Genomic DNA, 22,706 nt, shown 5'->3' on the forward strand with positions numbered 1-22,706 from the left:
GCTCCAGCCTGGTCTCGGCCTCGGCGAGCAGGGCGGGGGTGTAGGCCCAGTCGTCGCGGTAGTGCCTGCCCAGCAGGACGAGCCGGACCGCCATGGGGTCGTGCTCGGCCCGCAGCTTGGAGACGAACACCAGGTTGCCCCGCGACTTGGACATCTTCTCGCCGTCCAGGCCGACCATGCCGGCGTGCGTGTAGAACCGGGCGAACGGCCACCGGCCGGCGGCGGCGAAGCCCTCGGAGGCGCCGCACTCGTGGTGCGGGAAGATCAGGTCGGAGCCGCCGCCCGCGACGTCGAAGCCGGGGCCGAGGTGGTCCAGCGCGATCGCGGTGCACTCGACGTGCCAGCCGGGCCTGCCGCGGCCCAGCGGGGAGTCCCAGGCGGGCTCGCCCGGCCGCTCGGCCCGCCACAGCAGCCAGTCGAGGGGGTCGCGCTTGCCGGGGCGCTCGGGGTCGCCGCCCCGCTCGGCGAACAGCTCCAGCATGCGTGCGCGGGAGTAGCCGGAGACCTGGCCGTAGTGCGGCGCGGCGGCGGCGTCGAAGTAGACGTCGCCGTCGAGCGCGTAGGTGACGCCCCGGCCGGCCAGCTCGCCGATCAGCTCCGCGACCCGGCCGACGACCTCGGTGACGGCGACGTACTCGCGGGGCGGCAGGACGCGCAGCGCCTCCATGTCGGCGCGGAACAGCTCGATCTCGCGCTCGGCCAGGGTCTGCCAGTCGACGCCGGTCTGCTCGGCCCGCTCCAGCAGCGGATCGTCGACGTCGGTCGCGTTCTGCGTGTAGTGCACCTGGTGGCCGGCGTCGCGCCACATGCGGCCGACCAGGTCGAAGGCGAGGTAGGTGTTGGCGTGACCGAGGTGGGTGGCGTCGTAGGGGGTGATGCCGCAGACGTACATCCTCGCGGTCGGCCCGGGATCGGTCTGCCGGACCTCCCGGGACGCGGTGTCGTAGAGCCGCAGCGGGACGCTCGCGCCGGGGAGCGTGGGAACGTTGGGGGCGGACCACGATTTCATGTCATCGAGCCTATCGGTGCTGATCAGCGGTCATGTCGGTGAACTCGTACGTCACGCCGTCCGGCGCGAGGGTCAGCAGGGTGACGCTCAGGGTGGCGAAGACGCGGCCGTCGGGCAGCTCGTGCCGGACGATCAGCGCCTCGGGCGCGTCGGAGGGCGGGTCGCGCAGGGCCTCGCGCCAGTCGGCGTCGCCGGCGAACCTCGGCAGGTTGGCGGTGACGCGCTCGTGGTCCGGGTCGAGGCCGGTGTTGACGATCACGCTGGTGCCGCCGGGCAGGTCGGTGGTCTCCAGGCCGTGCCCGTCCCAGCTGAACAGCCGGGCCCCTGCCGGGTCGGCGAGCACCAGATGGAACGGGTCATAGCGGGTCAGGTCGGTGTCGGGCAGCTCGCCCGAGGTGACGGCCCGCAGCGGCAGGTCGCCGCGGGAGACCTTGCGGGTCTCGGGCGCGGGAGTGCCGCGCCCGTTCAGCAGGGCGGCGGCGCGCCGGGCCGCCGGGTCGACCGCGAGCCAGGTGCCGCCCGCCTTGAGGTCGCGCCCGCCGACGACGCCGGGGTGGCCGGGCCAGTGTTCGGCCGGGCCTTCCCATGGGCGGTCGGCGAACTCGTCCCTGATGCCCATCAGGGTGAGGGGCCGCCCCGTTCTCACGATCACCGTGCACATGCGGCAAAGCGTACAAAACTGGCTCAGATGGGTGGCCAGGGGACGGCAGGCCAGCCCTCGAAGGGGTACGGGTGGATGCCGGTGTCGAGCAGCCGCCGCACGCGCTTCCAGGTCGCCTCCACCTCGGCCGTGGTCAGCAGCTCGCGCAGCCGACGGCCGAGAGAGCCGGAGTCCAGCTCGCGTTCCAGCTTGGCCAGCACGCCCACCGCCTCACGCGACAGCGGCTTGCCCCGCCACTGCCACAGGACGGTGCGGAGCTTGTCCTCCACGGCGAAGCAGACGCCGTGGTCGACCCCGTAGACGTGACCGGTCGGCAGCGGCAGCAGGTGGCCGCCCTTGCGGTCGGCGTTGTTGACCACCGCGTCGAAGACCGCCATCCGGCGCACCACGGGGTTGCGGCTGCGGACCAGCCGCATCAGGTCGACCTCGCGCTCGGTGTCGATCCACAGCTGGCACATGCCGGGCCCGAACGGCCCTTCGCGGTAGACCGTGGGCGGCACGATGTGCCAGCCGGTGGCCTGGGAGACCTCGTAGGCGGCGACCTCACGGGCGGCGAGCGTGCCGTCGGGGAAGTCCCACAGCGGGCGCTCGCCGCGTACCGGCTTGTAGACGCACGCGGCCGCGCGCTCCCCCAGCCGGACCGTGCAGTAGAGGGTCATGTTGGTGGCTTCGACGAGGCGCCCGGCCATCTCCAGGCGGCCGTCACGGAGCAGCTTGAGCGTCTCCTCCTCGTCCATGGCCGAGGGGAGGGCGGCCTTGACGGCGGGCTCGCTCTCCGGAGCGGTCATGAAGCCGCCTCACCTCCGCGGTAGCCGTTGAGACGTACGCACACGTGCCCCTCGGCGTCGAGCGGCTGCCCGCAGAGCGGGCACGGCGGGCGGCCCGCCGCGACGATCTCCAGCGCCCGCCGGGTGAAGGCCCGGGCGGCGCCGGCGCTGATGCGCACCCGCAGCACCGCGGGCTCGGGCGCGTCGAGGTCCTCCTCGTCGACGATCTCCTGCGCCTCGATGACCACCTGGGACGTCTCGGGGTCCCAGGCCAGGGCCATCGTGCCGACCCGGAAGTCCTCCGACAGAGGCACGTCGAGCGGTTCCTCGTCGGTCAGGTCGGCGGGGGCGACGGCCGGCACGTGGGCGGTGCCGCCGCTGCGCCGCAGCACCTCGTCGAGCAGCTCCTCGAGCCTGCCGGCGAGCGCCGCGACCTGCAGTTTCTCCAGCGCTACGGTGGTCAGTCTGCCCTCGGCCCTGGCCTGCAGAAAGAAGGCGCGCGCGCCCGGCTGCCCGAGGGCGCCCGCCACGAACCTCTCTGGCGGGTCGTAGTCGAAGACCGGCATAGCCTGACCTTACGTGGTCCCGGGCCCGCCGCCGACGGCGGCATCGCTCCCGGTGGAGTTTTCTCCCCCGTCTTTCTCCTCCGAATCCTCAGGGAGCCGCAATTCCCCCATATCGTTGAGCCTGAGAACAAAGGGACGCAAGGGGGCATAGCGAATAACGGTGAGAGCGGCGGGATCAGCGGTTATGCGCTGAAACTGATCGAGGTGCAGCCCCAGCGCGTCGGCGACGATCGCCTTGATCACGTCTCCGTGGCTGCAGGCGAGGTAGACGGCCTTCTCCCCCAGACGGTGGTTCCAGTCGCGGATCGCGGCCACCGCGCGGTGCTGCATCACCGCCATCGCCTCACCGCCGGGGAACGCCGCCGCGCTCGGATGCGCCTGCACCACCGGCCAGAGCGGATCCTTGGCGAGCTCCTTCAGCTCCCGCCCGGTCCAGTCGCCGTAGTCGCACTCCAGCAGCCGGTCGTCGGTCCGCACCTCCAGGTCGCGGCCCTCGGCGACGGCCTCGGCGGTCTCCCGGCAGCGCTCCAGAGGGCTGGAGACGACCGCGTCGAGCCGGACGCCGGCGATCCGCCGCGCCAGGGCGGCGGCCTGCGCCCGGCCCGCGTCGCTGAGGTGGACGCCGGGGGTGCGGCCGGCCAGCACCGGTCCCGTCAGGTCGGTCAGCCCGTGGCGGGCCAGAAGCAGCGTGGTCATCCACCCAAGTGTCGCAGGCCGCCGTCTCGGCGTTCGACCCCCCTGAGCGGTAATCTGGCGGGATCATGGAGCAGCGCTATGTCGGCCGCAGCGGCCTGTCGGTGTCCCGTCTGGGCCTCGGCACGATGACGTGGGGGCGTGACACCGACGCCGACGACGCGGCGGCTCAGCTGGGGATGTTCCTCGACGCGGGCGGCACCCTCGTCGACACGGCCGACGTCTACACCGGCGGCGACGCCGAGCGGGTGCTCGGCCGCCTGCTGCGCGACCAGGTGCCGCGCGGCGAGCTGGTGATCTCCACCAAGGCGGTGGTGACGCCGATGGGCCGCCGGTCGCGCGACGCCTCCCGGCGCCACCTGATCGCCGCCGTGGACGACTCGCTGAGCCGGCTCGGCGTCGACCACGTCGACCTGTGGCAGCTCCACACCTACGACCCCGAGGTGCCGCTCGACGAGACGCTGGCCGCGCTCGACGCCATCGTCTCCTCCGGCCGGGCGCTGTACGCGGGCGTGTGCGACTACACCGGCTGGCAGCTCGCCGCGGCCTCGGTGACGCAGCGGATGATCCACGGCCGGGCGCCGATCACCTCGGTGCAGACCGAGTACTCCCTGCTGGCCCGCGACGCCGAGCGCGAGCTGATGCCGGCCGCCCACCATCTGGACGTCGGCGTGCTCGCCTGGTCGCCGCTCGGCCGAGGGGTGCTGACCGGCAAGTACCGCACCGGCATCCCGGCCGACTCGCGGGCGGCCACGCCGCACTTCTCCGACTTCGTCCGCCCGTACCTCGACGACCGGTGCCGCAGCGTGGTCGAGTCGGTCGTGACCGCCGCCGAAGGGCTGGGCGTCTCGCCCACGGCGGTCGCGCTGTCATGGGTCCGCGACCAGCCGGGCGTCGCCTCGGCGATCGTCGGGGCGCGTACGCTCACCCAGTTGAAGGGCACGCTGCTCGCCGAAGACCTGGAGCTCCCGATCGAGATCCGAGAGGCCCTGGATGACGTCTCGTCCCCCGAGTAACGAACGAGAGCTCAATTCGCGTATCACTAGTCGATACCGAATCGCAACTTTACCGAGAAAAGCGCTGCGCCGTCTGCGGTTACCCTTCAGGCTTTTCCTCGGAAGCCACGCGGGAGGGGACGGATGGTGAGCAGAACCGCTATCTCGGCTGGGATCCTCGCGGTGTCGATCGTGGCGCTCCCCGTCGCCGCGGTCCCCGCGGCGGCCCAGGGATCCCAGAAGACCCAGGCGGCTCAGGCCGCCGACTGCGAGCGCGGCGGCAGGAACGGCCTGCTCTCGGGGGTGACCGACGGCCTGTGCGACGTCGTGGGCACCGTCACCGGCACCGTCGACAAGCTGACCGGCGGGGTCACCGAGCCCCTCACCGACGGCCTGGACAAGACCACCGACAAGGTCCTCGGCACCGTCGGCGAGGCCCTGCCGACCACCAAGGCCGCCCCGTCCGGCGAGCCGTCGGCCCGCTCCACGCCCTCCACCAAGCCGAGGAAGACCCTGCTGCCCGAGCCGCTCCCCGACGTGTGCCTGCCGCTGGCCTGCGACGACGCGGACGAGGAGACGGACGAGGACGAGCCGCGGGAGACGACGCCCCCGAGCCCCCGGGCCGACGGCCGCAAGACGCCCGAGCCCGAGCGTGAGGAGCGCCGCCGCGACCCCGAGGAGGAGGACGCCGAGGCGGTGCCCACGACCTGGCCGACGCACCCGCCGGCCCGTGAGACCCACTCCATCGACGGCAGCGAGGAGCCGGTCGCCGAGGAGCCCGCGGCCGACCCGGAGGACCTCCGGATCGACCTGCTGTGGCCCAACCCGTTCACCGAGGAGCTGCCCCTGCCGATGGGCCGCGAGCCGGTGGTGCGGCCGGTCGCGCCGGCCTCCGACGTGCTGGGCACCACGCTGACCGTGGTGCTGCTCGCCACGGCGATCCTGGCCAGCCGGGTGGTCCAGCAGCGCAGGCGCCGCAGCGAGCCGCACGACTCGATGCCGTTCGAGCCGGCGGGACGCCACCGGCTCGCCTGAGGTCAGCCGCCGATCGCGTGGGCTCCCCCGTCGACGTGCACGATCTCGCCGGTGGTGGCCGGGAACCAGTCGGACATGAGCGCCACGCAGGCGCGGGCGGCCGGCACCGTGTCGGCCAGGTCCCAGCCGAGCGGCGCCCGGTCGGGCCAGCTGTCCTCGAACTCCTTGAAGCCCGGGATCGACTTGGCCGCCATGGTGCGCAGCGGCCCGGCGGCCACGAGGTTGACGCGGATGCCGTGCTTGCCCAGGTCGCGGGCGAGGTAGCGGTTGCACGACTCCAGGCCGGCCTTGGCCACGCCCATCCAGTCGTAGACCGGCCAGGCCTTGCTGGCGTCGAAGTCGAGGCCGACGACCGCGCCGCCCTCCTTCATCAGCGGCAGGCAGGCCACCGCGAGCGACTTGTAGGAGTAGGTGGACACGTGCAGGGCCGTGGCGACGTCCTCCCACGCGGTGTTGAGGAAGTTGCCGCCGAGCGCCGACTGCGGGGCGAAGCCGATGGAGTGGACCACCCCGTCGAGGCCGTCGACGTGCTCGCCCACCCGGTCGGCCAGCGTGTCGAGCTGGTCGGTGTCCTGCACGTCGAGCTCCAGCACGGGGGCGGGCGCGGGCAGCCGCTTGGCGATCCGCTCGACCAGGCTCAGCCGGCCGAAGCCGGTGAGCACCACGGTCGCGCCCTCCTCCTGCGCCAGCCTGGCGACCGAGAACGCGATGGAGGCGTCGGTCAGCACGCCCGTGACCAGGATCCGCTTGCCTTCGAGTATGCCCACGTCAGTGCCCCATTCCCAGACCGCCGTCGACGGGGATCACGGCCCCGGTGATGTAGGAGGCGTCGTCGCTCGCCAGGAAGCGGACGACGCGCGCCACCTCCGCGGGAGTCGCCTGACGCCCCAGAGGGATGTTCTTCACGATCGCCTCGGTGTCGAGCTCGGCCGTCATGTCGGTGGCCACGAACCCGGGCGAGACCACGTTGACCGTGATGCCGCGCGAGCCGTACTCGCGGGCCAGGGAGCGGGCGAAGCCGATCAGCCCGGCCTTGGAGGCGGCGTAGTTGGCCTGGCCGGCCTGGCCGAGCAGGCCGATCACGGAGGAGATGAGGATGATGCGGCCGCGCTTGAGCCGCATCATGGGCCGGATCGCCCGCTTGGTGACGCGGTAGGCGCCGGTGAGGTTGGCGTCGACGACGTCGGTGAAGGTCTCCTCCTTCATCATCGCCAGCAGGGTGTCCTTGGTGATGCCGGCGTTGGAGACGAGGACCTCGACCGGGCCCTGCTCCGCCTCGACCTTGTCGAAGGCGGCCTCGACGTCGGCCATGCTGGTCACGTCGCACCTGACCCCGAACAGCCCTTCCGGCGGTTCTCCGGAACGGTAGGTGACGGCGACGGCGTCGCCGGCGGCGGCGAGTTCACGGGCGATCGCGAGGCCTATGCCGCGATTGCCCCCGGTGACGAGTACAGAGCGAGCCATGACACCTGACGCTATCTGCTACCGGCCGGTACCCGCTTATCCGGGTGACACAAGATCACAGGGTTAGGATCGTGGACATGCGCCAGATCGACTCCGACTTCCTCGCGCTCCCGCTGCGGCGGCTCGCGGACGCCGCGCTGCAGCGTGCCCGCGACCTGGGCGCCGAGCACGCCGACTTCCGGCTGGAACGCGTCCGCGCCGAGACGCTCAGCCTCTACGACGCCCGGCTCGAAGGCGCCGCCGACGCCGACGACCTGGGCTACGCCGTGCGTGTCGTCAAGGACGGCACGTGGGGCTTCGCCGCCGGCGTCGATCTCACCCCGGAGGCGGTGGCCCGGGTGGCCGAGCAGGCGGTGCGGGTGGCGCGGGTGAGCGCGCCGATCAACCGCGAGCCGGTCGAGCTGGCCCCGGAGCCGGTGCACGAGGCCACGTGGGTGTCGTCCTACGAGATCGACCCGTTCGACGTGGCGCAGGCCGACAAGGTGGCGCTGCTGGCCGACTGGTCGGCGGGGCTGCTCAAGGGGGCCGACCACGTCTCGGCCCGGCTGCTGCAGGTCAAGGAGCAGAAGTTCTACGCCGACACGGCCGGCACGACGACCACGCAGCAGCGGGTGCGTGTCCATCCGAGCCTGAACGCGATGAAGGCGTCGCAGTCCGGGTTCGACGACATGTCGACGATCGCGCCGCCCGTGGGGCGCGGCTACGAGTACCTGACCGGCACGCAGTGGGACTGGCAGGCCGAGCTGGCCGCGCTGCCGCTGCACCTGGAGGAGAAGCTCGCGGCGCCGTCGATCGAGGCCGGCGACTACGACCTGGTGATCGACCCGTCCAACCTGTGGCTGACCATCCACGAGTCGATCGGCCACGCCACCGAGCTCGACCGGGCGCTGGGCTACGAGGCCGCCTACGCCGGCACCAGCTTCGCCACCTTCGACCAGCTCGGCGAGCTGGTGTACGGCTCGCCGCTGATGAACGTCACCGGCGACCGCACGGTCGAGCACGGCCTGGCCACGGTCGGCTACGACGACGAGGGGGTGCGGGGCCAGACCTTCGACATCGTCCGCGACGGCGTCCTGGTCGGCTACCAGCTCGACCGGCGGATGGCGATGATGAAGGGCTTCGGCCGGTCCAACGGGTGCGCGTTCGCCGACTCGCCGGGCCACACGCCGATCCAGCGGATGGCCAACGTGTCGCTCCAGCCGGCCCAGGACGGCCCGGCCACGGACGAGCTGATCGCCGGCGTCGAACGCGGCCTCTACATCGTCGGCGACAAGAGCTGGTCCATCGACATGCAGCGCTACAACTTCCAGTTCACCGGGCAGCGCGCGTACCGGATCTCCCACGGCAAGCTGGCCGGGCAGGTCCGCGACTTCGCCTACCAGGCCACCACGACCGACTTCTGGCAGTCGATGGAGGCCGTCGGCGGCCCCGGCACCTACGTGCTGGGCGGCGCGTTCAACTGCGGGAAGGGCCAGCCGGGGCAGGTGGCGCCGGTCAGTCACGGCTGCCCGTCGGCGCTGTTCCGCAACGTCCGGATCCTCAACACCGTTCAGGAGGGCGGAAAGTGACGACTCCCCAGGAGCTGGTGGAAAGGGCGCTGGCGCTCTCCTCGGCCGACGCCTGCGTGGTGCTGGCCGACGACGCCTCGTCGGCCAACCTGCGGTTCGCGGGCAACACGCTGACCACCAACGGGGTGGCGCACTCCACCCGCCTCACCGTGATCTCGATGAGCGGGCGGGGGGTGGGCGTGGTGTCGCGCTCCGCCGTGCGCCCTGACGGGCTCGCCGACGTGGTGGCCGCGGCCGACGCGGCGGCCCGCGCCGCGCAGCCCGCCGAGGACGCCCGCGAGCTGGTGTCCGGGGTGCCCGCGAGCGCGTCCTGGGACGAGCCGGTGCCGCCCACCGGCATCGAGGTGTTCGAGGGCTTCGCGCCCGCGCTCGGCGAGGCGTTCTCGGCCGCCGAGTCGGGCGGCAGGAGGCTGTACGGGTTCGCCGAGCACACCCTCACCTCGACCTTCCTCGGCACGTCGACGGGCCTGCGGCTGCGCCACGACCAGCCGACCGGCCGGCTGCAGCTCAACGCCAAGTCCGCCGACCTGAAGCGCTCGGCGTGGGCCGGGGTGTCCACCCACGACTTCACCGACGTCGACGTGGCCGCCCTCGACGCCGGGCTGGCGCGGCGGCTCGACTGGGCCAAGACGCGGGTCGACCTGCCCGCGGGCCGCTATGAGACGCTGCTGCCGCCGGCGGCGATGGCCGACCTGATGGTCTACCTGTTCTGGTCCGCGGGCGCCAGGGACGCCGTGGACGGCCGCTCGGTGTTCGCCAAGCCGGGCGGCGGCACCCGGGTGGGCGAGCGGCTCGCCTCGATGCCCGTGACGCTCTCCAGCGACCCGGCGGCTGACGGCGTCGCCTGCGCGCCGTTCGTGACGGCGCACGCCTCCAGCCGGCAGAGCTCGGTGTTCGACAACGGGCTGCCGCTGGCGGCGACCGACTGGATCCGCGAGGGGCGGCTGGAGTCGCTGCTGCAGACCCGCTACTCGGCCGAGCTGAGCGGGCTGCCGGTCACGCCCGCCATCGACAACCTGATCATGCGGGGGCCCGGTGACGGCCGCTCGCTGGAGGAGATGATCGCCTCCACCCGTCACGGGCTGCTGGTGACCTGCCTGTGGTACATCCGCGAGGTCGACCCGCAGACGCTGCTGCTGACCGGGCTCACCCGCGACGGCGTCTACCTCGTCGAGCACGGCGAGGTGGTGGGCGAGGTGAACAACTTCCGGTTCAACGAGAGCCCGGTCGACCTGCTCGGCCGGCTCAGCGAGGTGGGCCGGTCCCACCAGACGCTGCCGCGCGAGTGGAGCGACTACTTCACCCGCACCGTCATGCCCGCCGTGCGGGTGCCGGACTTCAACATGTCGACGGTCAGCCAGGCGAGCTGATCGTCAGCTTGTGGACCCGGCTCCAGCGCTTCCCGGTGACCAGCCGGGCGGTGAGGTCGTCCAGGTCGTAGACGATCGACCAGCGGGTGTGCGCCTGCGCCACCCGGCGCAGCAGGTCGAGGGCGTCGGCGTCGGTGCCGATGCCCTTGGCCAGGGCGCTGTAGCGGGCGTCGGACAGCCGGTCGGCCGGTTCGGTGCCGGCCATGGTGATGTTGGTGAGGACGCGGTCGTCGATGACGTGCAGCCTGCCGCCGCCGTACTCGGCGACCACGGCCCGGCCGGTCCGGTCGGCGATCAGATAGTGCACCTGCGGCCCGCCGGTGAACTCGACGTCGTAGCGGCGCATCAGCGCGATCGCCTCGTCCACGGTGGCGGCGCGGTCGAGCATCAGCCGGATGATGCGGGTGGTGCCCACCAGCGCGCGGCCCGGCGTCCTGGCGGGCAGCTCGGCGTCGGGCGTCTGGGCCAGGCCGACGGCCAGCCCCTTCTCGTTCATGCCGTCGAACGGCAGCAGCACGGCGTGGCCGAGCCTGCGCCGGTGCTGGGGGTCCTTCAGGTCCGGGCCGCCGCCGTCGAGCACGTACGAGACGTCGGAGACGGAGATCGAGGCGTACGCGCCGGGAGCGTCGCTGTGCACCACCATCGCGGCGTTGGGGTCCCAGTCGAAGTTGCGGGCGAACTCGGCGCCGTCGGCGGCCTGCGGCCCCCTGGCGAACAGCGAGCACGCCCAGGCGCTGTCGGGACGGGCGAGCTCCTCGTCGGTCAGCGGCGCCTCGGCGTCGTAGTCGCCGTGGTAGGTCATCGCGTACATCGGCAGGTCGTCGAGCCGGCGCAGACTGCCCGCCGTCCGCTCGACCTGCTCCTGGGTCTGCCGTAACACCGGGCTCTCCCGTACGGAACGCGCTGGCTCCCGCTCCCCCGAGCACGCGGCCGCGGACACGAGGAGGAGCAGTGCCGACAGCACCTTCGCGGTCCGGCTGCGCATGACAGCAGTGTGCCGCCCGCCCGGCGATCTGTCACCCCCGGGCGGCCTCGGGGGCGGTGGACGTAGGATGACGCCGGCTGTGATCTTGAAGCGGGGGGAGGCGGGCGGTGGAGGCCATCGTGGCGGGCATGGCGCGGCGGCTGGCGGAGGTGCCGGGCGTGGTGGGGGTGCTGCTCGGCGGGAGCAGGGCGCGCGGGGAGCATCGGCCGGACTCCGACTGGGACCTGGGCGTCTACTACCGGGAGCCGCTCGACGTGGAGGCGCTGCGCGAGCTGGCCGGGCCGGGGGTCGAGGTGGCCGGGCCCGGCGGGTGGGGGCCGTGGGTGAACGGCGGGGCGTGGCTGGAGGCCGGCGGCGCGGCGGTGGACTGGATCCTGCGTGACCTCGACCGCGTGCGGCGGGTGTGGGCGGACTGCCGGGAGGGCCGCTACGAGGTGGGCGTCCAGATGGGGCATCCACTGGGGTTCTGGTCGCCCTGCTACGCGGGCGAGGTGGCGCTCGGCACGATACTCGCCGACCCGCACGGGGAGCTGGCACGGCTGCGGGAGGAGACGGGCGTGTACCCGGAGCGGCTGCGCGAGTCGCTCATGGCGGCGGCCTGGGAGGCCGGGTTCCTGGTGGAGGTGGCGGGCAAGGCGGTGAGCAGGGCGGACACGCTCTACGTCTCCCTCTGCCTGTCGCGGGCGGTCGGCGTGCTGGTGCAGGCGCTGTTCGCGGCCGAGCGGCGGTGGTGCCTGAACGAGAAGGGCGCGCTGGCGGTCGCGGAGACGCTGCCGGTCGCGCCCGCCGGGTTCGGCCGCCGGGCCCGCGCGCTGCTGGGCGGCCTGGGCGAGACGCCCGGGTCGCTGGCGGCAGCGGTGGAAGGGGCGCGGGAGCTGGTGTCGGAGACCCGGGCGGCCCTCGACCGGCCGTCAGCCGGCCCGTCCAGACCCGCCTGATCCTCGGACCTGACCGGTCGGGCCCGCCACCCCGTTCGGGCCCTGACCAGCCTCCATGGTGGGCGTCTCCGGCGGGCCTGTGACATGAGTCCCGCACAGCCGCATGCCCCCCGGTCCGGATCTCCTAGGCGTCTTCGAGACGGAAGCCGACCTTCATGCCGACCTGGAAGTGGGCCACCTCCCCCGCGTCGATGTGGCCGCGCACCTCCGTCACCTCGAACCAGTCGAGGTGGCGCAGGGTCTGCGAGGCCCTCCTGATGCCGTTGCGGATGGCCTCGTCGACACTCTCCGGGGAGGTGCCGACGATCTCGGTCACGCGGTACGTACGATCCGTCATCTCCAGATCCTCCTTACTCCAAGGCCATGATCGCATGACCTGCGCGGGCCTTCCGGGGCGCTGTCGTCACCGGCCCGTCCGAGGTTTAACGTGGGAGGTATGAGGAGCTGGCGCAGGAAGCAGGCGGTCCACACGGTCACGGACGCCAGACCTTCGCTGAGCACGGACATCCGCCACCGCGAGCGGAGCTACCTCATCAAGATGGGGATCCGCACGATCTGCCTGATTCTGGCCGTGGTGGTGCCGCTGCCGTGGCCGTACAAGCTGCTGTTCATCGCCGGTGCGGTCTTTTTGCCGTACATAGCGGTTATCGGTGCCAATGAGCGTGGCAAGGACGCCCCACCTCCCACCTTTCAGACCCCGGACGCTAACCAAAGCGAGATACCGCTGCATCGACGCGAGATCGGGTCGTGACTAACTCTTGACGCATCCCACGGGTTGTAGGTGTACGCTTTAGCCAAGCGCTCCGGTCCCCCGTCGGAGTGCTGGTGCCGGCGTTCCGGGCCCCCGTCGGAACGCCGATGAAGCGACGCCGGGTGGTTTGCCCCCGTAACCACCCGGCGTCGCCCTTTTCCCGGCAAAACTTTCGAATGCGGATGATCTATCCGCGAGCCGGCTTCGCCTTCGGATAGGGCCGCTTTCCCGAAATCGTTTACACCCCACCTGCCCCTGAATTCACAGCCAATCTTCAGGAACGAGCGGGGGTTGACTGCGGGAGTTCGCCCCAGTCTCAGCCGTCGGTCAGCGCCGTCCCGGTCTCGCCCCAGTTTCTGGCCAGCGCCGTCAGCCGCTCCACCGCCTCCTCCGGCGCGGTCCCGGCGCCCTGCGCCAGCCCCAGCAGGTACGCGGTCAGCGGCGCGGCCGGCCGGGCCACCCCGTGCGCGACCTCCTTGGTCAGCTCCAGGATCTGGTCGCGGTCCACCCGGGCCGGGTCGACGCCCAGCTCCTCGCAGGCCAGCGCCGTCCACTCAGCCAGCACGTTCATTCCGAGCCTCCTTCAGCATGACCGGGCTCCCGCGGCATTCCGAGCCTCCCGCAGGTCGTCCCCAGTGTCACAGTCGAACCACGCCTCGCGCGGCAACGGCACCCGCCGGTCCACGAGCGGCTCCAGCAACCCGCGCAGCGACCGCCCCTCGTAGGCGTCCAGCGCCTCCCGCACCCTGGCGACGTCCCAGACGCCGAGCAGCCACTGCTCCCGGCCTTCGCCGTCCACGGCGACGACCCCCCGCGCCCGGCCCGTCGCCGTCCTCACGGCGAGATCGTCACCGGTTCCCGTCCGGACGGCGCCGCTCGCGTCCCGGTTCGACTCGGGGCCGGCCGGGTGTCCGGGCAGGAAGGCCGGGTCTCCCGTCCGGGCCAGGAGGGTGGTGAGGTGGGCGGGCCGCAGGAAGGGCAGGTCACCGGCCAGGAGGAGCACCCAGGAAGCGGTGACCTCGGCCAGCCCTGCGCGAAGTGCGGGCACCGGCCCGGCCCCGGGCGGCTCCTCACGGACGAAGACGGCCCCGGGGATGTCCCTCGGAGGCCCCACGATGACGACCTGCCCACCACCGGCGCCACCACGACCGGCACTGGAGGCGCGGGCGGCGGCGGCCACGCCGGCGACCATGGGGACGCCGCCCACCTCCAGGCCCGGCTTGTCCACTCCGCCCAGCCGTTGCGCCCTGCCGCCCGCCAGGATCACCGTGTCGAACACGATTCCACCGTACGCACTCGTCGTTCCGTCGCGGCGGGGCGCCATGCGGACGACCGTGACGGGATGCCCGTCAGCGTCAGAGGGCCGGTGCGCGCCGAGACGCCGCCCGGCGCGGTCGTGGGCGGGGTCGTGAGGGCCGTCATGGGCATGGTGTCACCGGCTCTCGCGCGGGTGGTCGCCTGGGGTGCCGGTTCCCAGGAGGTCCGGCAGGCGTGAGGCGGGGAGCGCGTGGGCGGTGCGGCCCCGGAAGCCGACGGTGGTCTCGGCGGCCAGCAGCGAGTTCAGCACGGACTCCTCGACGGCGTCCAGCGCGGCGGAGAACAGGGGGTTCAGCGCGTGGTCGGAGAGGGGGGCGACGCCGGTTCGGGTGGTGAAGGCGATGGCGTAGTCGCCGCTGCCGTGGCTGTAGTCGGCGCCCACGCGGCCGAGCGCGAACACGGCCCGCCTGGCCAGCCGGGTGAGCTGGCGGGCGTCCACGGGCGCGTCGGTGGCGACGACGATCATGCACGACCCGGCCTCCCGCTCGTCGTTCCCCCCGGAGGGAGCCGAACGGTGGGCAGCGGGGCCGCGGAGGTCGAAACCCGGAGGATGGGAACGGTCAGGGCCCGGGAGGTCAGGCCTGTGGGGGGTGGGGAGGCCCAGGGAACCGGGGGTGATGGGACGGCCGTGGAGGCGGAGGGTGCCGCCGAAGTTGGCCTGGACGAGGGCGCCCAGGGTGACGTCCGCGCCCTCGGCCCGCACCACGCGGGAGGCGGTGCCGATGCCGGACTTGAAGCCGAGGGCCGTGGTGCCGGTGCCCGCGCCGACGCACCCTTCGGCGACCGGGCCGCCGCCGGCCGTGGCGACGGCCTCCAGGACGTGGGCCTCGGTGACGGGACGGGCGCGGATGTCGGACAGGTGGCCGTCGTTGCACTCGCCGACCACCGGGTTGAAGGTCCGTACCCCGGCGTGGGCGGGCTGGGCGAGCAGCCACGTCACCAGGGCGTCGGCGGCGCGGAACGCCGACAGGGTGGCGGTGAGCACGATCGGCGACTCGAGCGCGCCCAGTTCGGCGAGCTGGGTGGCGCCGACGAGCTTGCCGTGGCCGTTGCCGGTGAACAGCCCTGCGGGCAGCGGCGCGTGCGGGCCGATGCCGTCGGGCACGACGGCGGTGACGCCGGTGCGGATGCCGGGGTCGCGGACGAGGGTGACGTGCCCGACGCGTACGCCGGGCACGTCGGTGATCGCGTCGTGCGGGCCGCGGTCGCCGGGCGTGAGGCCCAGGTCGCGGGCCCGCACTAGCCGCCGATCGCCGACATGGGGCGGGCCGGCTGGAGGAAGGCGGGGTCGTCGATGCCGTGGCCGGCGCGCTTGCCCGCCACGGCGGCGATCCAGCGTTCGGCCAGTTCGTCGTCGCCGGCGCCGGCGCGCAGCGCGGACTTGAGGTCGGACTCCTCGCGGGCGAACAGGCAGTTGCGGATCTGCCCGTCGGCGGTGAGCCGTACGCGGTCGCAGGCGGCGCAGAACGGCCGGGTCACCGACCCGATCACGCCCACCCGGGCCGGCCCGCCGTCGACGAGGAACCGCTCGGCCGGCGCGCTGCCGCGCTCCTCGGCGTCGTCGGGGGTGAGGTCGAAGGAGCCGGACAGCAGCTCCAGGATCTCGTCGGCGGTGACCATGTTGTCGCGGCTCCAGCCGTGCTGCGCGTCGAGCGGCATCTGCTCGATGAAGCGCAGCTCGTAGCCCCGCTCCAGGCACCAGCGCAGCAGCGGCACCGCCTCGTGCCGGTTGACGTCGCGCATGAGCACGGCGTTGACCTTGACGGGGCGCAGCCCGGCGTGGTGCGCGGCGGCCAGGCCGTCGAGCACGTCGGGCAGCCGGTCGCGGTGGGCGAGCCGCTTGAACGTGTCGCGGTCGAGCGTGTCGAGCGAGACGTTGACCCGGTCCAGCCCGGCGGCGGCGAGGGCCCCGGCCGTGCGCGCCAGGCCGATGCCGTTGGTGGTGAGCGACACCTGCGGCCGGGGCCGCAGCGCGGTGGTGCGGGCGACGATGTCGGCGAGCTCGCGGCGCAGCAGCGGTTCGCCGCCGGTGTAGCGGACCTCGGTGATGCCGAGGCGTTCGACGCCGATGGTGACGAGCCTGACGACCTCGTCGGCGGTGAGGAGCTGGGCGTTGGGCAGCCAGTCGAGCCCTTCCGGCGGCATGCAGTAGGAGCAGCGCAGATTGCACTTGTCCGTGAGGGACACCCGAAGATCGGTAGCCACCCGCCCGAACGAGTCACGCAGCATGGGCGTCACCTCCCGTGGTCGCGCCAATGGGCCCGTGGGCGCCAAAAGGACAGCCTACGCGTGCCTGATGCCCGCTCTGGCAACGGCGTATCACCGTACGGCCTCCCGCAGGACGGGGGCGTGGCGGGCCACGTGCGCCGCGTCGGCGAGGTACAGCTCGGGGTGGCCCGCGGCGAGGTGGGCGGCGAAGGCGGCGTCACCGGCGGCCGCCTTGTCGCGGATCATCCGCGCCAGGCCGCGCAGCCGCTCGCCCACCGCGTCCGTCAGGGCCGCGCGGCCGGTGGCGGCCAGCCCGTAGGCGTCGCAGAACAGCCGCAGCCGCCGCGCCTGCTCGCAGACGGGCACGGTCTCCCCGTGGCCGGGGGCGGTGAGGGGCGCGAACCGGTAGGCCGCGTACGCCACGTCCCACAGCCGCGGCCCGGGGTGGGCGGTGTCGAAGTCGATGAACGCGACGGGCAGCCCGTCGCGGAAGACGCAGTTGTACGGAGCGACGTCGCCGTGGCAGACGACCTCGGCGGGCTCGCGCGGCGGGAAGTACCAGGTGGCGTCGCGGGGCGGGGCGAAGCCGATGGTCGCGTCGTGGTAGTCGCGCAACAGGACGGCCACGGCGCGCAGGACGGCGTCGTTTCGCGCGTACGGGACGGCCGGGCCGTGGGCGACCTGGCCGGGGACGAAGTCGAGGATCTCACGGCCCCGCTCGTCGAGGCCGTGGGCGCGGGGCGCGCCGGTGAAGCCGCGGTCGGCGAGGTGGCGCAGCAGCGCGTGCACGGCGGGCGTCCACGGCCCGGCGGGCCTGCGCACGGTGTGGCCGCGGCGGACGACCTGGTTGACTCCGCCGCCTTGGAGGATCTCCTCGGTCACGCCGTCGGGCGGGTCAGGCCGCACAGGTCACACTCCACCTGGAGGGTCGTAATGGGGTGATCGTAACAAGCACACCATGCAGTCCGATATGCCCCGCACGACGTAAATGAGTGGGCTGGACCGGCGCATCGCGGGCAGACTGGATCAAGGACGAACAAGGAGTTCCCGTCATGCCGTACCAGCCCGCTCCGAACCTGCTGTCGTGGGCCAGCGAGATCGACGACCAGACGATCGCGCAGGCGGCCCGCGCCGCCCGGGTGCCGATCGTGTCCGGTCACGTCGCGCTCATGCCCGACGCGCACGTCGGCATCGGCGCCACGGTCGGTTCCGTGATCCCCACGGAGGGCGCGATCATCCCGGCCGCCGTCGGCGTCGACATCGGCTGCGGCATGGTCGCCACCGAGACCACGCTGACCGCCGCCGACCTGCCCGACACGCTCGACGCGCTGATGCCGCTGGTCGAACGGCGGATCCCGGCCGGTGTCGGCAAGGGTCACGAGGACCCGTCGGTGGACCGGGCGCTCGGCGACCTCGGCCGCCCGCACACGAGCCTGACGGCGCAGCAGGAGACCAAGGTCGCCCGGCAGTTCGGCACCCTCGGCTCGGGCAACCACTTCGTCGAGGTCTGCCTGGACGAGCGCGACCGCGTGTGGACCGTGCTCCACTCGGGCTCGCGCGGCATCGGCAACCAGCTGGCCACCATGCACATCGCGGGCGCCAAGAAGCTGATGAGGCGCCAGGCGGTCGGCCTGGAGGACCCGGACCTGGCCTACCTGGTGCAGAGCACGCCGGAGTTCGACGCCTACATCGCGGACATGCTCTGGTCCCAGCGCTACGCGATGGCCTCGCGGGCCCGGATGGACAAGGTGCTGGTCGACGCCCTGTTCCGGGTCGTCGGCGGCGGCCGCCGGGTGCGCATGATCAACTGTCACCACAACTTCACCCAGCTGGAGACCCACCACGGCAAGCGGCTCTGGATCACCAGGAAGGGCGCGATCAAGGCGGACACCGGCGACGAGGGCGTCATCCCCGGCTCGATGGGCGCCCGGTCGTACGTCGTGCGGGGGCGCGGCAACCCCGAGTCCTACCACTCGTGCGCGCACGGGGCGGGACGGCGGATGTCGCGGACGAAGGCCAAGCGGGAGCTGTCGGCGACCTCGCTCAGGGCGGCGATGAGCGGCCGCACCTGGAACGCCGACCGCGCCGCCGCGCTGGTCGACGAGCACCCCGAGGCCTACAAGCCGATCGACCGGGTGATGGCCGACCAGGAGGACCTGGTCACGGTCCAGCACACGCTGCGGCAGGTGTTCAACTACAAGGGCTGAGTACGATCAGTCGGATGACATCCGTCTACGTGTTCAACGGCCCGAACCTCAACCTGCTCGGCGTCCGCCGGCCCGAGGTGTACGGGACCGCGACCCTGTCCGACGTCGAGACCCTGTGCCGGGAGGAGGCCGAGGCGCTGGGCCTGGAGCTGGTCTTCGGCCAGTCCAACCACGAGGGCCAGCTCATCGACTGGATCCAGGAGGCGGGCGCCGAGGTGAAGGCGGGCCGGGCCATCGGCGCGGTGCTGAACCCCGGCGCCTACACCCACACCTCGGTCGCGTTGCACGACGCGATCGAGGGCGTGGAGCTCCCGGTGATCGAGGTGCACATCTCGAACGTGCACCGCCGCGAGCCGTTCCGGCACCACTCCTACGTCTCGCCCGTGGCCAGCGGGATCGTGATGGGTTTCGGGGTGTACGGCTACGTGCTCGCGATCAGGGGGCTGCACGGGGAGGCGCGCCAGGTCTAGAATTCGGTTCTAGATTTCCGGGCTGTCCGAGGAGGCGCGGTGGGCGAGCTGACGGTGACCTGCGATCCGGAGGACGTCGGCCTCGACTCCGCCCGGCTCCGGCGGATCGACGCCCATTTCGCCCCGTACGCGGACGACGGGCGGCTGCCCGGCTGGCTGGTGCTGGTGAGCCGGCGCGGCGAGATCGCCCACCTGTCCGCGTACGGGTGGCGCGACGTCGCGTCGGGCGCGCCGGTGGAGACCGACACGCTGTTCCGGATCTACTCGATGACCAAGCCGATCACCTCGGTCGCGGTGATGACGCTGTACGAGGAGGGGCTGCTGCAGCTGACCGACCCGGTCAGCCACTACCTGCCGGCGTTCGCCGGCCTGCGCGTCTACGAGAAGGGGCCCGCCCTCTCCCCCGTCACGCGGCCGGCGGCCGAGCCGGTGCGGGTGTGGCACCTGCTCACCCACACCGCGGGCCTGGTGTACGGGTTCCAGCGCGTGAGCGTCGTGGACGAGCTCTACCGGCGGGCCGGGTTCGACCGCGGCGCGCCGCGCGGGGTGAGCCTGGCCGAGGCGGTCGACCGGTGGGCGGAGCTGCCGCTCGCGTTCGAGCCGGGCACGCGGTGGAACTACTCGGTGGCCACCGACGTGCTCGGCCGGCTGGTCGAGGTGGTGTCGGGCCGGCCGCTGGACGCGTTCCTGCGCGAGCGGATCCTCGGCCCGCTGGGCATGCACGACACCGGGTTCTGGATCGACGAGGAGCGGGCGGGGCGGATGGCCTCGCTCTACTCCGCGGACCACCGCCGCAGGGCCGTGCCCATGGACACGCGGGGCGCGGAGCTGCGGCGGCCGTCGTTCCTGTCGGGCGGCGGCGGGCTGATCTCGACGGCGGGCGACTACCACCGGTTCACGCGGATGCTGCTGCGCGGCGGCGAACTCGACGGGGTGCGGCTGCTGGGGCCGCGCACGGTCGCCTACATGACGCGCAACCACCTGCCGGGCGGGGCAGACCTGGAGGAATTCGGGCAGGCGGGGTTCGCCGAGGTGCCGTACGCGGGGAGCGGGTTCGGGCTCGGGTTCGCGGTGGTGCGGGACGCCGTCCGGCTCCGGACGGCGACCTCGGAGGGCGAGTTCGGCTGGGGCGGGGCGGCGAGCACCGCCTTCTGGGTGGACCCGGCGGAGGAGCTGACGGTCGTCTTCATGACCCAGCTCCTGCCTTCGGACACGCACCCGATCAGGAGCAGGCTGCGGCAGCTGGTCTACCAGGCGCTGCTCTAGCTACCGCCAGGCCGGGCGCTCGCCGGTGTCGACGAGGTCCCAGCGGCCGTCGTCGTGCAGCCGGTCCTCGTAGTAGTGGACGGTGGGCGGCAGGCCGACCTCCGGACCGGCGGCGAACGCCTCCCGCGCGGCCCGGCGCAGCCGCCCCGGGTCCACGCCGAGGCTGTCGGCGGCGACGGCGGCGAGGCGGTCGAGGGCGTGGTGGCCCATGAAGCTGTCGTAGGTGAGGCTGAAAACGCGCTCACGCGGCTGCCGGACGTCGCGGGAGATGACGTTGACCGGAGGCAGGTCGCGGGTCAGGCCGCGCCCGGCCCGGATGGCGGGGTCGACATAGACGCCGCAGTCGCGGTAGAGGATCGCCGTGCGGCGGCCGTCGGCGTCGAAGGCGAACAGGGTGTTCTGACCGTGCGGCTCGGGCACGCAGCCCGTGGCGGAGACGGCGTGCAGCCACAGGCGCACCAGGGGGGCGACGACCCGGCCGGCCAGCCAGTCGGCGGGGTCCTCGCCGCTGCGGGCCGCGAGCCGCGCCATCAGCGGCGGGTCGCCGGCTTCGCGCACGTCCCGCCCGTAGAGCGCGAACAGCGGCACGGTGAACCGCGGCGTCGCCGCTCCCCCGGCGCCGGTCCGGGTCTCGCGGATGAGGAAGCCCCAGGCCTCGTCCGGGTCGGAGCCCAGGACCCCGGCGGCGACCTCCGGCAGGACCGGCACCCCGGCCGCCGACAGCTCCTCGGCCACCCAGAGCTGCAGCGAGATGATCGGCCGCCGCAGCCGCCGGGTGAAGCGCGACAGCCGCCGGGGGTAGTGCAGCTTGACGAAGTGGGGCTCCACCGGCTGGCCGCCGATCCGTTCCACGAACACGGTGCGGGCGTTCGCCGAGGGCACCACGGTCAGGTCGGGCCCGCGCTCGGTGAGGGCGTCCAGGTCCGGCAGGCCGGGGAAGGCGAGCGTCTCCGGATGCACGGGCAGCAGGAACCCGCCGCCGCCCAGGTAGTGCTTGACCGTCGCGGACTCCAGACCGTTGCGCAGGAAGGCCCCCCGTCCGGGCGGCACCCGGAAGGTCGGCACCTCGAAGCTGGGGAGCCCGAGCTGCGGATGGTACGGCTCGGAGATCTCCAGGTCCTGCGAGAAGCGGCTGTAGGCGCGGGTGCCCCCGCCGAGGTAGCGCTCGGCGTACTGCCACACCCGCAGCGGGTCCTGCCCGTCGTCGAGGATCATTCGTGCCCGTCTCTCGTGGAAAACCGGTTGATACCCGGCAGCCGGTCGTCTCAGTCGAGGTAGCGGAACCGTGGCCTGGGGTGCATGAGGAAGTTGTGGTGGGACAGGCTCCAGGCGTACGCGCCGGCCAGCTCGAACACCACCAGGTCGCCCGGCCGCAGCCCGGGCACGGGCACGTCGCGGGCGAGCACGTCCCTGGGCGTGCAGAGCTGCCCGACCAGGGTGGCCGGACCGGTGAGCGCGGGACCGGTGAGCGCGGGCCCGGTGAGGGTCCGGGGTACGACCGTGAAGGGCTGGTCGTGGCCGCGGGCGACGGGGGTGCGCAGGTGGTGGGTGCCGCCCCGCAGGACGGCGTAGTCGCGGCCGTGGTTGCGTTTGACGTCGAGCACGTCGGTGACGTACCAGCCGTGGTAGGCGGTGAGCGAGCGGCCCGGCTCGATCCGCAGCCGCGCCCCGGTCGCGGGCAGCGCGGCGGCGTACGCCCGCCAGTCGAACACCTGGTCCGGCGCCCGGTAGTCGACACCCATGCCGCCGCCGAGGTCCAGCTCCGGATGGTCGAGGCCGGGCAGGTGGGCGCCGAGCCAGGGCAGCGCCCAGTCCGTCACCCTGCGGGCCAGGGCGGCCAGGGCGGCGGCGTCGTGCTGGGCCCAGGTCAGGTGGGTGTGCAGGCCGCGCACCCGGACGTGCGGGGCGCCGGCCAGCAGCGGCAGGCAGGCGGCCAGGCCGTCCTCGTCCATGCCGAACGGGCTCGCGGCGGCCTGCCGGGTGTCCTCGCCCGGCAGCTCCGGGTTGGCGCGCAGCAGCACGTCGGCCGGGATGTCCCTGGCGATCAGCCGGGCCAGCTCGCCGGGGCTCTCCACGTGCAGCCGGTGGACCGGCGGGGCCAGGGCGAGGTCCAGCTCGGCGTCGGTCTTGCCGGGGCCGCTGAAGGCGACCGGCCGGCCGGGGACGGCCTCGCGCACGTGGGCCAGCTCGCCGCCGGAGGCGACCTCGAACCCGTCCACGTACGGGTCGAGGGCGCGCAGGATCTCCGCGGCCGGGTTGGCCTTGACGGCGTAGTAGAGCTCCGCCGTCCCGGCCGTGGCCGCGCGCACGCGGGCGGCGTGCGCGCGCAGGGCCGGCAGGTCGTACACGTAGGCGGGCAGCTCCCCCGCACCGGCCAGCCGCAGCGCCTCCGCCCGCACGGGCTCCGTCACCATCGGCTCCCCCTCTCTCCCGTAC

Annotated in this window: 25 protein-coding genes; 9 read left to right on the plus strand and 16 right to left on the minus strand. The window is 73.2% G+C overall.

What is annotated here, in order from left to right; all coding sequences use genetic code 11:
* The 5 genes from mshC to OUY22_RS25305 all read right to left on the minus strand — a co-directional run.
* The coding region (gene mshC / locus OUY22_RS25285) for a cysteine--1-D-myo-inosityl 2-amino-2-deoxy-alpha-D-glucopyranoside ligase (RefSeq protein ID WP_270157636.1) at nucleotides 1–1,009 on the minus strand (1,009 nt) is incomplete at its 3' end.
* A 10-nt stretch (nucleotides 1,010–1,019) separates the two neighbouring features.
* On the minus strand, nucleotides 1,020–1,670 hold the full coding sequence (locus tag OUY22_RS25290; protein WP_270157637.1) for an NRDE family protein: 651 nt from the start codon (nucleotides 1,668–1,670) through the stop codon (nucleotides 1,020–1,022).
* A gap of 23 nt (nucleotides 1,671–1,693) precedes the next feature.
* Nucleotides 1,694–2,458, minus strand: coding sequence for an SCO1664 family protein (locus OUY22_RS25295; protein ID WP_270157638.1), 765 nt, complete (start codon nucleotides 2,456–2,458; stop codon nucleotides 1,694–1,696).
* Nucleotides 2,455–3,003, minus strand: a complete 549-nt coding sequence (locus OUY22_RS25300; RefSeq protein WP_270157639.1) for a DUF3090 domain-containing protein — start codon at nucleotides 3,001–3,003, stop codon at nucleotides 2,455–2,457. The genes OUY22_RS25295 and OUY22_RS25300 overlap by 4 nt, the downstream gene beginning before the upstream one ends.
* Nucleotides 3,004–3,012: 9 nt before the next feature.
* A complete protein-coding gene (locus OUY22_RS25305; protein WP_270157640.1) occupies nucleotides 3,013–3,699 on the minus strand; it encodes an MSMEG_4193 family putative phosphomutase in 687 nt (228 codons plus the stop codon).
* 65 nt (nucleotides 3,700–3,764) lie between these two features.
* Between OUY22_RS25305 and OUY22_RS25310 the strand changes: the two genes are divergently transcribed.
* Both OUY22_RS25310 and OUY22_RS25315 read left to right on the plus strand, forming a co-directional pair.
* Entirely contained in the window at nucleotides 3,765–4,712 is a 948-nt protein-coding gene (locus OUY22_RS25310) for an aldo/keto reductase (RefSeq protein WP_270157641.1), read from the plus strand.
* Between the two features lie 126 nt (nucleotides 4,713–4,838).
* Nucleotides 4,839–5,726: a hypothetical protein gene (locus OUY22_RS25315; protein WP_270157642.1), complete on the plus strand. Its 888-nt coding sequence runs from the start codon at nucleotides 4,839–4,841 to the stop codon at nucleotides 5,724–5,726.
* A gap of 2 nt (nucleotides 5,727–5,728) precedes the next feature.
* Here OUY22_RS25315 and fabI read toward each other — a convergent pair whose 3' ends face one another.
* On the minus strand, nucleotides 5,729–6,493 hold the full coding sequence (gene fabI, locus OUY22_RS25320; RefSeq protein WP_270157643.1) for an enoyl-ACP reductase FabI: 765 nt from the start codon (nucleotides 6,491–6,493) through the stop codon (nucleotides 5,729–5,731).
* Between the two features lies 1 nt (nucleotide 6,494).
* Complete coding sequence (locus OUY22_RS25325; protein ID WP_270157644.1) at nucleotides 6,495–7,190, minus strand: beta-ketoacyl-ACP reductase; 696 nt, start codon at nucleotides 7,188–7,190, stop codon at nucleotides 6,495–6,497.
* A gap of 77 nt (nucleotides 7,191–7,267) precedes the next feature.
* On the opposite strand from OUY22_RS25325, the gene OUY22_RS25330 reads away from it, so the two are divergent.
* Nucleotides 7,268–8,758 carry a TldD/PmbA family protein gene (locus tag OUY22_RS25330; protein WP_270157645.1) on the plus strand — a complete coding sequence of 497 codons (1,491 nt, stop codon included), beginning with the start codon at nucleotides 7,268–7,270 and terminating at the stop codon, nucleotides 8,756–8,758.
* The gene (locus tag OUY22_RS25335; RefSeq protein ID WP_270157646.1) at nucleotides 8,755–10,128 is read left to right on the plus strand and encodes a metallopeptidase TldD-related protein; all 1,374 of its coding nucleotides are present in this window, start codon (nucleotides 8,755–8,757) and stop codon (nucleotides 10,126–10,128) included. Before OUY22_RS25330 ends, OUY22_RS25335 begins: the two co-directional genes overlap by 4 nt.
* Here the strand turns inward: OUY22_RS25335 and OUY22_RS25340 are convergent.
* Nucleotides 10,112–11,113 carry a linear amide C-N hydrolase gene (locus OUY22_RS25340; RefSeq protein WP_270157647.1) on the minus strand — a complete coding sequence of 334 codons (1,002 nt, stop codon included), beginning with the start codon at nucleotides 11,111–11,113 and terminating at the stop codon, nucleotides 10,112–10,114. The two genes, OUY22_RS25335 and OUY22_RS25340, sit on opposite strands and share 17 nt — an antisense overlap.
* 107 nt (nucleotides 11,114–11,220) lie before the next feature.
* Here OUY22_RS25340 and OUY22_RS25345 point away from each other — a divergent pair, with 107 nt between their 5' ends.
* Nucleotides 11,221–12,051: a DUF4037 domain-containing protein gene (locus tag OUY22_RS25345; RefSeq protein WP_270157648.1), complete on the plus strand. Its 831-nt coding sequence runs from the start codon at nucleotides 11,221–11,223 to the stop codon at nucleotides 12,049–12,051.
* Nucleotides 12,052–12,175: 124 nt separating this feature from the next.
* On the opposite strand, the gene OUY22_RS25350 is transcribed toward OUY22_RS25345, so the two are convergent.
* Complete coding sequence (locus tag OUY22_RS25350) at nucleotides 12,176–12,388, minus strand: dodecin (protein WP_270157649.1); 213 nt, start codon at nucleotides 12,386–12,388, stop codon at nucleotides 12,176–12,178.
* 99 nt (nucleotides 12,389–12,487) lie between these two features.
* Between OUY22_RS25350 and OUY22_RS25355 the strand changes: the two genes are divergently transcribed.
* Nucleotides 12,488–12,802, plus strand: coding sequence for a DUF3099 domain-containing protein (locus OUY22_RS25355; RefSeq protein ID WP_270157650.1), 315 nt, complete (start codon nucleotides 12,488–12,490; stop codon nucleotides 12,800–12,802).
* A gap of 316 nt (nucleotides 12,803–13,118) precedes the next feature.
* On the opposite strand, the gene OUY22_RS25360 is transcribed toward OUY22_RS25355, so the two are convergent.
* The 5 genes from OUY22_RS25360 to OUY22_RS25380 form a co-directional block, all read right to left on the minus strand.
* On the minus strand, nucleotides 13,119–13,373 hold the full coding sequence (locus OUY22_RS25360) for a DUF6457 domain-containing protein (protein ID WP_270157651.1): 255 nt from the start codon (nucleotides 13,371–13,373) through the stop codon (nucleotides 13,119–13,121).
* 12 nt (nucleotides 13,374–13,385) lie between these two features.
* Complete coding sequence (mobA, locus tag OUY22_RS25365) at nucleotides 13,386–14,126, minus strand: molybdenum cofactor guanylyltransferase (protein ID WP_270157652.1); 741 nt, start codon at nucleotides 14,124–14,126, stop codon at nucleotides 13,386–13,388.
* Between the two features lie 108 nt (nucleotides 14,127–14,234).
* Nucleotides 14,235–15,359 (minus strand): P1 family peptidase, encoded by a 1,125-nt coding sequence (locus OUY22_RS25370; protein WP_270157653.1) that lies wholly within the window; start codon nucleotides 15,357–15,359, stop codon nucleotides 14,235–14,237.
* A complete protein-coding gene (gene moaA, locus OUY22_RS25375; protein ID WP_270157654.1) occupies nucleotides 15,359–16,348 on the minus strand; it encodes a GTP 3',8-cyclase MoaA in 990 nt (329 codons plus the stop codon). Before moaA ends, OUY22_RS25370 begins: the two co-directional genes overlap by 1 nt.
* 90 nt (nucleotides 16,349–16,438) lie before the next feature.
* A complete protein-coding gene (locus OUY22_RS25380) occupies nucleotides 16,439–17,233 on the minus strand; it encodes a phosphotransferase (RefSeq protein ID WP_270157655.1) in 795 nt (264 codons plus the stop codon).
* A 146-nt stretch (nucleotides 17,234–17,379) separates the two neighbouring features.
* Here OUY22_RS25380 and OUY22_RS25385 point away from each other — a divergent pair, with 146 nt between their 5' ends.
* The 3 genes from OUY22_RS25385 to OUY22_RS25395 are packed head-to-tail and all read left to right on the plus strand — an operon-like array spanning nucleotide 17,380 to nucleotide 20,270.
* Nucleotides 17,380–18,534 (plus strand): RtcB family protein, encoded by a 1,155-nt coding sequence (locus OUY22_RS25385; protein WP_270157656.1) that lies wholly within the window; start codon nucleotides 17,380–17,382, stop codon nucleotides 18,532–18,534.
* 14 nt (nucleotides 18,535–18,548) lie between these two features.
* Nucleotides 18,549–19,004 carry a type II 3-dehydroquinate dehydratase gene (gene aroQ / locus OUY22_RS25390; RefSeq protein ID WP_270157657.1) on the plus strand — a complete coding sequence of 152 codons (456 nt, stop codon included), beginning with the start codon at nucleotides 18,549–18,551 and terminating at the stop codon, nucleotides 19,002–19,004.
* Between the two features lie 39 nt (nucleotides 19,005–19,043).
* Nucleotides 19,044–20,270 carry a serine hydrolase domain-containing protein gene (locus OUY22_RS25395; RefSeq protein ID WP_270157658.1) on the plus strand — a complete coding sequence of 409 codons (1,227 nt, stop codon included), beginning with the start codon at nucleotides 19,044–19,046 and terminating at the stop codon, nucleotides 20,268–20,270.
* On the opposite strand, the gene OUY22_RS25400 is transcribed toward OUY22_RS25395, so the two are convergent.
* Both OUY22_RS25400 and OUY22_RS25405 read right to left on the minus strand, forming a co-directional pair.
* The gene (locus OUY22_RS25400; RefSeq protein WP_270157659.1) at nucleotides 20,271–21,485 is read right to left on the minus strand and encodes an IucA/IucC family C-terminal-domain containing protein; all 1,215 of its coding nucleotides are present in this window, start codon (nucleotides 21,483–21,485) and stop codon (nucleotides 20,271–20,273) included.
* A gap of 50 nt (nucleotides 21,486–21,535) precedes the next feature.
* The coding region (locus tag OUY22_RS25405) for an alanine racemase (RefSeq protein ID WP_333486774.1) at nucleotides 21,536–22,706 on the minus strand (1,171 nt) is incomplete at its 5' end.

The sequence above is a fragment of the Nonomuraea corallina genome (assembly GCF_027620315.1).
GTDB classification, from domain to species: Bacteria; Actinomycetota; Actinomycetes; order Streptosporangiales; family Streptosporangiaceae; genus Nonomuraea; species Nonomuraea corallina.